The organism is Ensifer sp. ENS08 (assembly GCF_014852195.1).
GTDB classification, from domain to species: domain Bacteria; phylum Pseudomonadota; class Alphaproteobacteria; order Rhizobiales; family Rhizobiaceae; genus Ensifer; species Ensifer adhaerens.
Genome location: NZ_JACVBF010000006.1, coordinates 97,445 through 110,360, shown reverse-complemented (window position 1 = coordinate 110,360; position 12,916 = coordinate 97,445). Strand labels below are relative to the sequence as shown.

At 63.1% G+C, this 12,916-nt stretch carries 10 protein-coding genes; 6 read left to right on the top strand and 4 right to left on the bottom strand.

Translation table 11 applies throughout. The features are described 5' to 3' along the window. Positions 1–10 precede the first annotated feature (10 nt). The gene (locus tag IB272_RS15815) at positions 11–1,321 is read right to left on the bottom strand and encodes a sugar ABC transporter substrate-binding protein (RefSeq protein ID WP_060582418.1); all 1,311 of its coding nucleotides are present in this window, start codon (positions 1,319–1,321) and stop codon (positions 11–13) included. 199 nt (positions 1,322–1,520) lie between these two features. Next, positions 1,521–2,474 (bottom strand): sugar-binding transcriptional regulator, encoded by a 954-nt coding sequence (locus tag IB272_RS15810; protein ID WP_060605140.1) that lies wholly within the window; start codon positions 2,472–2,474, stop codon positions 1,521–1,523. Positions 2,475–2,786: 312 nt separating this feature from the next. Between IB272_RS15810 and IB272_RS15805 the strand changes: the two genes are divergently transcribed. After that, the gene (locus IB272_RS15805; protein WP_034794104.1) at positions 2,787–4,148 is read left to right on the top strand and encodes an NAD(P)-dependent oxidoreductase; all 1,362 of its coding nucleotides are present in this window, start codon (positions 2,787–2,789) and stop codon (positions 4,146–4,148) included. Positions 4,149–4,168: 20 nt separating this feature from the next. Beyond that, positions 4,169–5,482: an NAD-dependent dihydropyrimidine dehydrogenase subunit PreA gene (gene preA, locus IB272_RS15800; protein ID WP_034794108.1), complete on the top strand. Its 1,314-nt coding sequence runs from the start codon at positions 4,169–4,171 to the stop codon at positions 5,480–5,482. 65 nt (positions 5,483–5,547) lie between these two features. On the opposite strand, the gene IB272_RS15795 is transcribed toward preA, so the two are convergent. Further along, positions 5,548–6,570 (bottom strand): NAD(P)-dependent alcohol dehydrogenase, encoded by a 1,023-nt coding sequence (locus IB272_RS15795; RefSeq protein WP_034794110.1) that lies wholly within the window; start codon positions 6,568–6,570, stop codon positions 5,548–5,550. 107 nt (positions 6,571–6,677) lie between these two features. Here IB272_RS15795 and IB272_RS15790 point away from each other — a divergent pair, with 107 nt between their 5' ends. The 3 genes from IB272_RS15790 (at position 6,678) to IB272_RS15780 (ending at position 10,662) form a co-directional block, all read left to right on the top strand. Beyond that, positions 6,678–7,577, top strand: coding sequence for a LysR family transcriptional regulator (locus IB272_RS15790; protein ID WP_034794112.1), 900 nt, complete (start codon positions 6,678–6,680; stop codon positions 7,575–7,577). Positions 7,578–7,904: 327 nt separating this feature from the next. Then, positions 7,905–9,581, top strand: a complete 1,677-nt coding sequence (locus IB272_RS15785; RefSeq protein WP_060518911.1) for an adenylate/guanylate cyclase domain-containing protein — start codon at positions 7,905–7,907, stop codon at positions 9,579–9,581. Positions 9,582–9,732: 151 nt separating this feature from the next. Then, positions 9,733–10,662, top strand: coding sequence for a DMT family transporter (locus IB272_RS15780; RefSeq protein WP_051659304.1), 930 nt, complete (start codon positions 9,733–9,735; stop codon positions 10,660–10,662). An 8-nt stretch (positions 10,663–10,670) separates the two neighbouring features. Here IB272_RS15780 and IB272_RS15775 read toward each other — a convergent pair whose 3' ends face one another. Next, the gene (locus IB272_RS15775) at positions 10,671–11,324 is read right to left on the bottom strand and encodes a TetR family transcriptional regulator C-terminal domain-containing protein (RefSeq protein ID WP_034794116.1); all 654 of its coding nucleotides are present in this window, start codon (positions 11,322–11,324) and stop codon (positions 10,671–10,673) included. Positions 11,325–11,606: 282 nt separating this feature from the next. Between IB272_RS15775 and IB272_RS15770 the strand changes: the two genes are divergently transcribed. Beyond that, a complete protein-coding gene (locus IB272_RS15770; protein WP_089045634.1) occupies positions 11,607–12,857 on the top strand; it encodes a Zn-dependent hydrolase in 1,251 nt (416 codons plus the stop codon). Positions 12,858–12,916: the final 59 nt, after the last annotated feature.

Here is a 12,916-nt window from a genome sequence, read left to right as displayed (position 1 = left end):
CTTGGGAGCCTTACTTGATGTAACCGGCCTTGGTCATTTCGCGTTCGGTCAGCTTCTGGGCGCTGGCAAGCGCGTCGTCGACGCTCATCTGGCCGGCAAGAGCCGCCGAGAACTGCTGGCCGACCGCCGTGCCGAGACCCTGGAATTCCGGGATCGCCACGAACTGCACGCCGACATAGGGAACCGGCTTGACCGCCGGGTTCTTCGGGTCGGCCGCGTTGATCGAGTCGAGCGTCATCTTCGCGAAGGGTGCTGCCTTCTGGTACTCGGGGTTGGCGTAGAGCGAGGTGCGCGTGCCCGGAGGAACGTTCGCCCAGCCTTCCTTGTCTGCGACGAGCTTCAGATAGTCCTTGCCGGTTGCCCAGGAGATGAACTTCTCGGCCGAGGCGACCTTCTGCGAGCCCGCGGGGATCGCGAGGTTCCAGGCCCAGAGCCAGTTGCCGCGTTTGCCGAGGCCGGTGTCCGGCGCCAGCGCGAAGCCGACCTTGTCGGCAACGGTCGATTCCTTCGGGTTGGTGACGAAGGAAGCGGCCACGGTCGCGTCGATCCACATGCCGCACTTGCCGGTCTGGAACAGCGACAGGTTCTCGTTGAAGCCGTTGGAGGATGCGCCGGGCGGTCCGGCGTCGTTCATCAGCTTGACGTAGAAGTCGAGCGCGTTCTTCCATTCGGGCTGGTCGAACTGCGGCTTCCAGTTCTCGTCGAACCAGCGGGCGCCAAAGGCGTTCGCGGTCGCCGTCAGGAAGGCCATATTCTCGCCCCAGCCGGCCTTGCCGCGCAGGCAGATGCCGTAGACTTCGGCGTTCTTGTCTGTGATCTTACGTGCCGCGTCGGCGATGAAGTCCCAGGTCGGCGCGTCGGGCATGGTCAGCCCGGCCTTCTCGAACAGGTCCTTGCGGTACATCACCATCGAGCTTTCGCCGTAGAAGGGTGCCGCATAGAGCTTGCCGTCGATGGTGAGGCCGGAGCGGATCGCCGGCAAGAGGTCGTCGACATCGTAGTCGGCACCGAGATTGTCGAGCGGCAGCAGCCAGCCCTGCTTCGCCCAGATCGGCACTTCATAGGTGCCGATCGTCATGATGTCGTACTGGCCGCCCTTGGTGGCGATATCGGTCGTCACGCGCTGGCGCAGCACGTTTTCCTCAAGCGTTACCCACTCGAGCTGAATGTCCGGATTCTTGGACGTGAAATCTTCCGTCAGCTTCTGCATCCGGATCATGTCGCCGTTGTTCACGGTCGCGATCGTCAGGGTTTCTGCTTGGGCCAGACCCGACAGTGCGACTGCCGAGCACGTGCCCAGCAGGAAAGTTCTCAAGTTCATCGACTTCCTCCCAGAAGAAATTGAGCATTTGCCTCGCTCATGGGCAATTACTCACTTCTCATGACGAATTGTCAATGCGCATTCGTTGCTGCGGCGCACACAGAAACATTAGAAGATTGTTTTGATTGCCGATTTTTTCGTTTCGCAAATGCGAAAGGCCGGCGCTGGGACCGGCCTTTTCAATCGTTTCGCATAACGATCATGCGTTGAGCAGATAGATCGCCGTCGCCTCATCGGTGATAAGGCCGTTGATAATGCCGCCCTTTACGGCCGCCCGCAGCGCCTCATATTTGCGCTGCCCCTTGGCAAGTCCGATGACAGACGCCCGGTCGCGCGGCGGCAAGGGAACGGAGGCGACGCGCTCGTTGAAGCTGCCCGAGAGCAACGCGCCATCATGATCGAACATCCAGCCACAGATCTCGCCCGCGGCACCCGCCTTGGTCAGACCGGCCATCTCGTCCTGGGCGAGGAACCCGTCCTGGCAGAGCGGCGCGTCCGGGCCGAGCTCGCCGACGCCGACGAAGGCGACATTGGCTTCGGCGCCTAGCTTCAGAGCCACCTGCACCAGGCTCTGGCTGTGCAGCACCTCCCGCTCCTCGGCCGAAGCGGCGAGCACCGGCAGCGGCATCGGAAAATGCCGGGCCTTGACCGCATCGGCCATGCTGAAGATGACGTTGTAATAGGCGGCCGAACCGTCGAGGCCGATATTGCCCGTGAGCGACACGATGCGGTGCTGCGGACATTCCATCGGCGGCAACTGATCGACCGCCGCTTTCAGCGTGCGCCCGGTACCGATCGCCAGCACCTGCGGCTCGGACGATTTCAGCCAGCGCTCGATCTCGGCGGCCCCGGCTTCCGCGATGCCAACGGTCGTCGAGGTCGAACCGGGATCGCTCGGCACCACCTCCACATGTTTCAGTCCGTACCTGTCGCGAAGACCTGCGGCCGCCTCGAGGCAGGCGGCAATCGGATGGTCAAGCCGAACCTTGATCAGCCGCTCGGACATGGCGAGCGAAACCAACCGCTGCGCCGACTGGCGCGAGATTCCCATGACGGTGGCGATCTCATCCTGGGTGCGGCCAGCGACATAGTATAGCCAGCCTGCCCGGGCAGCATCGTCAAGCCTGTTGTTCGCCTCGCCCCTGCGTGCCATCGCTGTTCTCCATTCCCCCCCGATCACGATACTTTTGGATCCTGTCGATCCAAAAGTATCGTGATCGATCCTCATAAGCAGAGCGGGGTGCGGGCGGAAAACCGCGCACACTTTTCCTCACCCCGCTCTGATCTGCTGCCACTATTGCCCCGCCCTGTCAAACATCGGCCAAGAACAAGGGCTTGGCAGGTCTGCCGCAAGGCCCGGGATCACAAGGCTTTTCGCCCGTTTCGACCTTAAATTTTTACCGTTTGATAAAAAAATAAAGCGTGTTACCGTTCCATCATCCTGAGAAAACATTGGGAGCCAAAAATGGGAACGACACAATCTGGGATCCTCGGCGGCCGCCTGCCGCTCGGGGAGTACGAGAGCAATTTCTCCGACCTGCATCCACCGCTCGACAAGCACGAGGCCCTCGTCGCTTCCGACCGCTGTTATTTCTGTCATGACGCGCCGTGCATGACGGCCTGTCCCACCTCCATCGACATCCCGCTGTTCATTCGGCAGATATCGACAGGCAATCCGATCGGCTCGGCCAAGACGATCTTCGACCAGAACATTCTGGGCGGCATGTGCGCCCGCGTCTGTCCCACCGAAACGCTCTGCGAGCAGGCCTGCGTTCGCAACACCGCCGAGGAGCGCCCGGTCGAGATCGGCCGCCTGCAGCGCTATGCAACCGACGTGGCGATGAAAGAGAACAAGCAGTTCTACACCCGTGCTGAAACCTCCGGCCGCAAGATCGCCGTCGTCGGCGCCGGCCCGGCCGGCCTTGCTGCTGCCCATCGGTTGGCCGTCAAGGGCCACGACGTCGTGATCTACGATGCCCGGCCGAAGTCCGGCGGCCTCAATGAGTACGGCATTGCCGCCTACAAGTCGGTCGACGACTTCGCGCAGAAGGAAGTCGACTACGTGCTGGCGATCGGCGGCATCGAAGTGCGCCAGGGCCAGGCGATCGGCCGCGATTTCACCCTCGCCGACCTCTCGGAACAGTATGACGCCGTCTTCCTCGGCCTCGGCCTTGCGGGCGTGAACGCGCTGCGTCTCGAAGGCGAAAGTGCCGAAGGCGTTGACGATGCCGTCGACTTCATCGCCGCCCTTCGCCAGTCGAAGACCAAGGCCGATATCCCGGTCGGCCGTCGCGTCGTCGTCCTCGGTGGCGGCATGACCGCAATCGATGCGGCGGTGCAGGCAAAGCTGCTCGGCGCGGAAGAAGTGACTATCTGTTATCGCCGCGGCAAGGAGCACATGAACGCCTCCGAGTTCGAGCAGGACCTGGCGGCCTCCAAGGGAGTCACCATCCGCCACTGGCTGCAGCCGAAGCGCATTGCCGAAAAGGATGGCAAGGTCGCCGGCATCGAGCTGGAATACACCACGCTCGAAGACGGAAAGCTGACGGCGACCGGCGAAACCGGTATCATTGCTGCCGACCAGATCTTCAAGGCGATCGGCCAGAGCTTCCTCGGAGCAGGCCTCGGCGCGCTGCAACTCGAAGGCGGCCGCATTGTTGCCGACGCCGAAGGGCGCACGTCGCTGCCCAACGTCTGGGCCGGCGGCGACTGCGTGCTCGGCGGTGAAGACCTCACGGTCTCGGCCGTCGCCATGGGCCGCGACGCGGCTGAATCGATCAATCGGGCCTTCGCCGCGGCAGCGCCGCGCGCGAGCGCAGTTGCCTAAGGGATCGGGAGGAGAAACCAATGGCTGATCTTCGCAATAATTTTGTCGGCATCAAATCCCCGAACCCGTTCTGGCTGGCATCCGCCCCACCAACGGACAAAGCTTACAACGTCGAGCGCGCCTTCAAGGCGGGCTGGGGCGGCGTCGTCTGGAAGACGCTCGGCGAGGAAGGCCCGCCGGTCGTCAACGTCAACGGCCCGCGCTACGGCGCGATCTGGGGCGCCGACCGCCGGCTGCTCGGGCTGAACAACATCGAGCTCATCACCGACCGCGACCTCTATGTGAACCTGCGCGAAATGAAGCAGGTGAAGATGAACTGGCCGGATCGCGCCCTGATCGCCTCGATCATGGTGCCCTGCGAGGAAGAGGCGTGGAAGGCGATCCTGCCGCTGGTCGAGGAAACCGGCGCCGACGGCATCGAACTCAACTTCGGCTGTCCGCACGGCATGTCTGAACGTGGCATGGGTGCTGCGGTCGGCCAGGTGCCGGAATACATCGAGATGGTCGTGCGCTGGTGCAAGCAGTACACGCGCATGCCTGTCATCACCAAATTGACGCCCAATATCACCGACATCCGCAAGCCCGCCCGCGCCGCCAAGGCCGGCGGCACCGACGCGGTGTCGTTGATCAACACGATCAATTCGATCGTCTCGGTCGACCTCGACAACTTCGCCCCCAACCCGACGGTCGGCGGCAAGGGCACCCACGGCGGCTATTGCGGCCCGGCGGTGAAGCCGATCGCGCTCAATATGGTCGCCGAGATCGCTCGCGACCCGGAAACCTACGGCCTGCCGATCTCCGGCATCGGCGGCATCACCACCTGGCGCGACGCGGCCGAGTTCCTGGCACTTGGCGCCGGCAACGTCCAGGTCTGCACCGCAGCCATGACCTATGGCTTCAAGATCGTCCAGGAAATGATCTCGGGCCTCTCCGACTGGATGGACGCCAAGGGTCACCGCAACCTCGATGATATCACCGGACGCGCGGTCCCGAACGTTACCGACTGGCAGTATCTGAACCTCAACTACATCGCCAAGGCGAAGATCGACCAGGATGCCTGCATCAAGTGCGGTCGCTGCCACATCGCCTGCGAGGATACCTCGCACCAGGCGATCACGCAGTTCGTCAACGGCGTACGTCACTTCGAGGTAATGGAAGACGAGTGCGTTGGCTGCAATCTCTGCGTCAACGTCTGTCCCGTCGAAAACTGCATCACCATGGAAGAACTGCCGGCCGGCACGCTCGACCAGCGCACCGGCAAGCCGGTCGATCCGAACTACGCCAACTGGACGACCCATCCGAACAACCCGATGGCCCGCCAGGCCGCTGAGTAGCGGATCTCGTCACTTCATCGAAACGCCGCCGGACCACAAATCCGGCGGCGTTTTCTCATGTGCCCTCAGAACTCGACGACGACCTTGCCGAACGGGCCGCGGTCGAGATGCGCCAAAGCCTCGCGGAACTGTTCGAACGAATAGCGCGCATCGATGACTGGCTTGATCGCGGTCCGGTCGATCGCCACGACGAAATCCTGCAGCGCCCGGCGGTGAGCGACGCCAATGCCCTGGATGACCGGCGATTTCAGCAGGACCGGCGTGACCGGCGCCGAGATCTCCGCGCCCTCGAACACCCCGATCACCGATATCCGCCCTTGCACGGCAACCGCCTGCAGCGACTTGCCAAGATTGGCACCACCCGCCATCTCCAGAATATGATCGGCGCCGTGATCGCCGGTAATCTCAAGAACCCGCTCCGCCCAATCCTCTCTTACGCGGTTGATGCCATGGTCGGCGCCCAGAGCAAGCGCGCGCTCGAGCTTTTCCTGGCTGGCCGACGTGACGATGACCTCGGCGCCATGCGCCTTGGCGATCTGCAACCCGAACAGCGATACGCCGCCGGTGCCCTGCACGACGACGCGGTCGCCGGCCTTGGGATGCCCCTTCTCGACAAGGGCGAACCAGGCCGTCACCCCGGCACAGGGCAAGGTGCTCGCCTCGCCATCGTCCAGGCTCTCGGGTGCTGCGACGAACCAGTCCTCGGGGAAAGCGACATATTGCGACGCGACACCCGGGTTCAGGCCGCCAAGGGCAAACGACGTTGGGTGACGAGCCGTTCCCGGCTTTTGACCGTCGATCCAGGTCGGATCGAAAACGGAGATGACCCGATCGCCGGGCTGGAAGCGCGTCACGCCGCGGCCGACCGCTTCCACCACCCCTGCCATGTCGGAGCCCGGCACGAAGGGGAAGGAAAGCGGCATGCCCATGCCGTTTTCCAAGACCAGCTTGTCGCGAAAATTGAGCGACACGGCCGTCGTGCGAACAAGCACCTCACCTGGGCCCGGCTCCGGAACACGGCGCTCGGTAATTTTGAGGTTTTCGGCTCCAAGCGCGTCGATCGTCCATTCCTTCATCAGTCTTGCCATAGTCCGTTCCTTTCACTGGATTGATCTGATGGAGGAAGCATAGCGTTGAATTTATCTCTCCAGTTGCGATAAGAATTCGCCATATTGGTTCTTAAAAGGAGACAATCTTGGAGCGGTTGGGAGGCATTTCGATCTTCGTCGAGGCGGTCGAAGCTGGTGGATTTTCAGCGGCGGCCGAACGGCTGAACCTCTCGCGCTCCGCTGTCGGCAAGACGATTGCCAAGCTCGAACAAAGACTTGGCGTCCGGCTCTTCCATCGCACGACCCGCACACAGAGCCTGACGGCCGAAGGCCAGCTCTATTATGAAAGTTGTCTCAGAGCCGTTGGTGAGATTCGTGCCGGCGAGGCACTGCTGGAATCGGGCAAGCAGGAGATCAGAGGTCGGCTGCGCATGTCCCTGCCCGTGGTTTTCGGACGGCAATGCGTCATGCCGCTCTTGTCGGAACTGCTGGGTCAGCACCCGCTCCTGGAACTCGACGTCAATTTCAGCGACCGCAGGGTCGATCTTGTCGAGGACGGCTTCGATCTCGCCATTCGCACAGGTCCACTGCCCGATGAACCCGATGTGATGGCGCGCAAGGTTGCCGACCAGCCCATGACGGTCTGCGCCTCCCCCGCCTACCTGCAGCGGCACGGCACGCCGCGCAGCATCGATGACCTTCTTCACCATCAGGCGATCCTCTATCGGCGCAGCAGCGATGCGCTTTCCTGGTCCTTCCCGGTCAAGGGAGCGGTACCCCGGCAGGTGACGCCGCCGGCACGGCTGAAACTGGACGACCTGACCTCGATCGCCGATGCGGCGGCAGACGGCTTCGGCCTTGCATGGCTGCCGTGCTGGCTGGTGCGCAGCCACATCGACTCAGGACGGCTCGTCCGCATTCTTACCGATGTGCCCGCCCTCTCCTTCGCAGCCCATGTCGTGTGGCCGCGCACGCAATACATGCCGCCGAAATTGCGGCTGATGATCGACACGCTGGCCGATCGACTGGCCCCCATGATGCAATGATCCGCGGAGCATTCCTGCTTCCGAAGGCGGCGGCGTGCGGATAATGGTCGGCTTTGGCGGCCGCTTCGCCCGGCTCTGCGGATCCCGCCCGCACCCGAGCGCGTTCCTGCGGCCGGATTCGGATGAATAGCGTGCTGCGCCGATAACGAACAGGACACGAAAACGAAACAGATTGTGTAAAAATGGTAAGTTGTCGGCTCGTACGATCTGGATAATAAGGGAGTACTCATACGGGGTGCGTCGCGGGCTCGATCATGGCCGCAACGCGATCTCCAAAGGTTTTGACACTGCAGCCGGACGACGCTCCGGCAGAGCCGGACTTGTTGCTTGACGATCATTTCGGCCAACCGACGCAAGCGAATGCACCTCGTCTCCGGGGCCATACTCGGTACGTTCGTTCTGGCGCATTTCTTCAACCACTCGCTCGGCCTGATCTCCGTCGAAGCGATGGAAACCGCCCGCAAAGGCTTCAATCTCATCTGGCACAGCCTGCCCGGCACGGTGCTGCTCTACGGCGCCCTGCTGCTGCATTTCGCCATGGCGCTCGAAAGCATCTATCGTCGGCAGACGCTCAGAATGCCGGCGCGCGAGGCGCTGAAGATCGTCTTCGGCCTCAGCCTGCCTTTCCTTTTGATCGGCCACGTGACGGCCGCACGCGTCGAGCCACTTCTTACCGGGGTCGACGCGGATTATCCGGACATGCTCCGCATGCTCTGGTCGAATTCCGTCAATGCCACGAGACAATCGCTCGCCCTGCTGCTCGTCTGGGGCCACGGCTGCCTCGGCGCCTGGTTCTGGATGCGCGGCCGCGCCTGGTTCCCGCGTTACGAAATCCTGCTCTACACGGTCGCGATGCTCGTGCCGATCTTCGCGCTGCTCGGCTTCGTCAGCGGCGCCCGCTCGATCGAGGACGGTTACGCCGAACATGGCGGCTACGGCGACCGTTCCTATTCGAAGCCTCAGTTCGACCTCACGCTTCTCGAGGATATTCGGCTCGGCCTCTATTTCGGCTTCGGCGGCCTGATCGCCGGCACGTTCCTGCTGCGGGCCATGCCAAAGGGCGGGCGCATTCGCGTGCGCTATCCCGACGGTCGGGTGGCCACCGTCAATCTCGGCTTCAGCGTGCTTGAGGCGAGCAGGGCCGCGGGCATCGCCCACGTCTCGGTCTGCGGCGGCCGTGGCCGATGCTCGACCTGCCGGGTACGCATCATCCAGGGGCTTGAAGACCAACCGCCACCCGAGGATGCGGAGCTCGCGACACTCACCCGGATCGGCGCACCCGACAATGTCCGCCTCGCCTGCCAGTTTCGCCCTGTCCATAACGTCACCGTCGTGCCGATCCTCGACAGCGACAGCCTCGGCATCAAGAAGCAGATCGGCCGCGAGGGCGGCGAAGGTCGCGAACGGCGCATCGCCGTGCTCTTCTGCGACCTGCGCGGCTTCACCAGCATTGCCGAACACAAGCTGCCTTTCGACACCGTGTTCCTGCTCAACCGCTACTTCGAGATGGTGGGCGAAGCGGTCGAGGATTCCGGCGGCGTCATCGACAAGTTCATCGGTGACGGCGCATTGGCGATCTTCGGGCTGAAGAGCACCTACACGGAGGCCTGCCGGCAGTCGCTTGCCGCCGCCGTGCGCATATCCAAGGGCCTCGAGACGCTGAACCAGACCTTCCGCGGCGAACTCGACGAGCCGCTGCGCATCGCCATGGGCCTGCACGCCGGCCCGGCGATCATCGGCGAGATCGGCTACGGCCAGGCCACATCGCTGACGGCGGTCGGCGATACGATCAACACGGCGAGCCGTCTGGAAGGCCTCGCCAAGGAACACGACGTACAATTGGCCGTCTCGGCCGAGCTCGTCAACCGCGCGGGCCTGGTGATCGAAGGGCATGAGCGGCTGGACATCGGCCTGCGCGGCCGGCAGGCGACGCTCGAAACCTGGATCGTCGGGGATGCCGCCGGTATCTCCACGGCCTTGCAACCGGCACCGTCAAACGCGTAGTGCAACCCCTTGAAAGCGTGAAACAGTTTTTACGCCCGAAGTTGCATACCTTCAAGGCTTTGGATCTTTTCACGGTTTCAATGAAGCGCTGAAATGATCTAGTAGTCGAGATCCTTCCCGCCCTCGCCGCCGATCCAATCCGGAAGCCCGCATGAAACAGGACGTCTCCCCGAAAACCGCGCACCAGGTTCATGCGAAGGGCGCCGAGAAGCTGAAGGCGCACCTGGCGATGATGACCTTCGCCGTCCTGATCGCAGGCTCCTTTTCCTTCGGCGGCCTTGCCACCCAACATATGGGCGCCGGGCCGCTGACGCTCTGGCGCTATCTGTTGACCGTCGTGGTCCTTGGCCTGCTCACCTTCGGCTATGCGCGCGTTCCCTTTCGCTTTCCCAAGCAAGCGTGGCGTTTCGTGATCCTCGGCGGGTTGATCGCCGTCTACATGCTGACGATGTTCAAGGCGCTGGAGTTCACCAGCCCTGTTTCGACAGGCGCGGTCTTCACGCTGATGCCGCTCTTGAGCGCCGGCTTCGCGTTTGTGTTGCTCGGTCAGCATACGCGCCCGGGCGTGCTCGCCGGGCTCATCATCGCTGCCCTTGGCGCCGTCTGGGTGATCTTTCGCGCCGATGTCGGCGCGATCCTTGCCTTCGACGTCGGCCAGGGCGAATTGATCTTCTTCGTCGGCGTCGTCTGCCACGCGGTCTATGTGCCGCTGATCCGCAAGTTCGGCCGAGAGGAAAGTCCATTCGCCTTCGGCTTCTGGGTGGCTGTCTTCACCGTGCCCTGGCTGCTGGTACCGGGCGCGGCCGGTCTCGTCACGGCCGATTTCGCCAGCCTGCCACCGGTCGTCTGGCTCGCCGTCCTCTATCTGGCCGTTGTGACCACGGCGATCACCTTCCTGCTCCTGCAATACGCCTCGATGCGGCTACCCGCATCGAAAGTGCTTGGCTACGGCTATCTGACGCCGAGCTTCATCATCCTGCTCGAAGGTCTGCTCGGTCATGGCTGGACCAGCCTGCCGGTGCTTGCCGGCGCGCTGACCACGGCCTGCGGCCTGCTGCTGATGGCGCTGCTGCCAGATTGAAATGCGGCTCAAGCCGCCGGCTGCTCGCTCACCTGCAGCCCGTCGACGAAGAGCCGTTCCAGGAAGCGTGCCGCATCCTCAAAGCGCCCGTCCCCGGCGTTTCCCTGGCCGAGCACGGCGCGCACCTGCACGTCGAAGTCGGCGTAGTGCTGGGTGGTGGACCAGATCGCGAAGATCAGGTGATAGGGATCGCATTTGGCGATCTTGCCGGCCTTGGCCCAGGCCCGGATTACCTCGGCCTTCTCGTCGACCAGCGACTTCAAGGGCCCCTTGAGCTCGTCCTCGATATGCGGCGCGCCCTGCAGCACCTCGTTGGCGAAGAGCCGGCTTTCGCGCGGATAGTCACGGGCCATTTCCAGCTTGCGCCGAATATAGCTGCGGATTTCGGCGACCGGGTTCCCCTCGGCGTTGAATTCTCGCAAGGGGTCGAGCCAGGTGTCGAGCACCCGGTCGATCAGCGCCCGGTGCATCGCTTCCTTGGTGCGGAAATAATAGAGCAAATTGGGTTTCGACATGCCCGCCACTTCGGCGATCTGATCGACCGTCGAGCCGCGGAAACCGTTGGCGGAGAAGACTTCGAGCGCGGCCTCGAGAATGCGCTCTTCCTTCTCCCCTTGTATGCGGGTCCGCCTCTGGGTCCTGGCCGCTCTCGGTAATACCATATGTCCCCCTGGCCATGCCTGCGCAGCTCGTCGCGCAGGAACCGGCTGCCCAATTTCCGGCCCCGCCATCTTATTGGGCAACAACTTCGTTTTTTTGTTTTTCCGGCTTGAGTGCCGCAACGGAAGTTGTAATGTTTACCAACCGGTCAAATTATCAGCCAGTTCACCGCCAAAGGCAACGGCTGATCGAAGGGCACCAGAAAAAACCAAGCCTGGATTTGACCACGGGAACATGAGGGCGCGCCGATCAAGGCAAAGCCCTGAAAAGATGAGGAGACCGCCGTGGCTGCACCTGGCGAGAACATGCGCGTCAATGCCGACCGCCTGTGGGATTCACTTATGGAAATGGCCAAGATCGGCCCTGGTGTCGCGGGCGGCAACAACCGCCAGACGCTGACCGACGAGGACGCCGAAGGGCGCCGGCTGTTCCAGTCCTGGTGCGAAAAGGCCGGCCTCACCATGGGCGTCGACACCATGGGCAATATGTTCTTCACAAGGCCCGGCACCGACCCGGATGCGCTGCCCGTCTATATCGGCTCGCATCTCGATACCCAGCCGACCGGCGGCAAGTATGACGGCGTGCTCGGTGTGCTCTCAGGCCTCGAGGTCGTACGCTCGATGAACGACCTAGGCATCAAGACCAAACATCCGATCGTGGTCACCAACTGGACCAACGAGGAAGGCGCGCGCTTCGCGCCGGCCATGCTCGCATCGGGCGTCTTTGCCGGCGTGCACAGTCAGGATTTCGCCTATGGCCGCAAGGATCCCGAAGGAAAGACCTTTGGCGACGAACTGAAACGCATCGGCTGGGTCGGCGACGAGGAAGTCGGCGCCCGCAAGATGCACGCCTATTTCGAGTACCATATCGAGCAGGGCCCGATCCTCGAAGCCGAGGGCAAGGACATCGGCGTCGTCACCCACTGTCAGGGCCTGTGGTGGCTGGAGTTCACGCTGACCGGCCGCGAAGCCCATACGGGCTCGACCCCGATGAACATGCGCGTTAACGCCGGCCTTGCCATGGCCCGCATTCTGGAAATGGTCCAGGGCGTCGCGATGGAAAACCAGCCGGGCGCCGTCGGCGGCGTCGGCCAGGTGTTCTTCTCGCCCAATTCCCGCAACGTGCTGCCGGGCAAGGTGGTCTTCACCGTCGACATCCGCTCGCCGGACAAGGCCAAGCTCGACCGCATGCGGGCAAAGATCGAGGCCGAGGCACCGAAGATCACTGACGCGCTTGGCGTCGGCTGTTCCATCGAGGCGATCGGCCATTTCGAGCCGGTCACCTTCGATCCAAAGCTCGTCAGCGCCGTGCGTAACGCCGCCGAGCATCTCGGCTACAGCCACATGAACCTCATCTCGGGCGCCGGGCATGATGCCTGCTGGGCCGCCAAGGTGGCGCCGACGACGATGATCATGTGCCCCTGCGTCGGTGGCCTCAGCCACAACGAGGCGGAGGACATCTCCAGGGAGTGGGCCAGCGCCGGCGCCGACGTCCTCTTCCACGCCGTCGTCGAAACGGCCGAAATCGTCGAATGAGTTTGCGGGCGGGACGAAAGTTCCGCCCTTTTTCGTGGCGGTTGCCTGGCCGCCGGAAG

Coding starts and splice junctions, on each gene's coding strand:
- IB272_RS15815 (WP_060582418.1), bottom strand. CDS start 1,321: ATGAACTTGAGAACTTTCCTGCTGGGCACGTGCTCGGCAGTCGCACTG.
- IB272_RS15810 (WP_060605140.1), bottom strand. CDS start 2,474: ATGGCACGCAGGGGCGAGGCGAACAACAGGCTTGACGATGCTGCCCGG.
- IB272_RS15805 (WP_034794104.1), top strand. CDS start 2,787: ATGGGAACGACACAATCTGGGATCCTCGGCGGCCGCCTGCCGCTCGGG.
- preA (WP_034794108.1), top strand. CDS start 4,169: ATGGCTGATCTTCGCAATAATTTTGTCGGCATCAAATCCCCGAACCCG.
- IB272_RS15795 (WP_034794110.1), bottom strand. CDS start 6,570: ATGGCAAGACTGATGAAGGAATGGACGATCGACGCGCTTGGAGCCGAA.
- IB272_RS15780 (WP_051659304.1), top strand. CDS start 9,733: ATGAAACAGGACGTCTCCCCGAAAACCGCGCACCAGGTTCATGCGAAG.
- IB272_RS15775 (WP_034794116.1), bottom strand. CDS start 11,324: ATGGTATTACCGAGAGCGGCCAGGACCCAGAGGCGGACCCGCATACAA.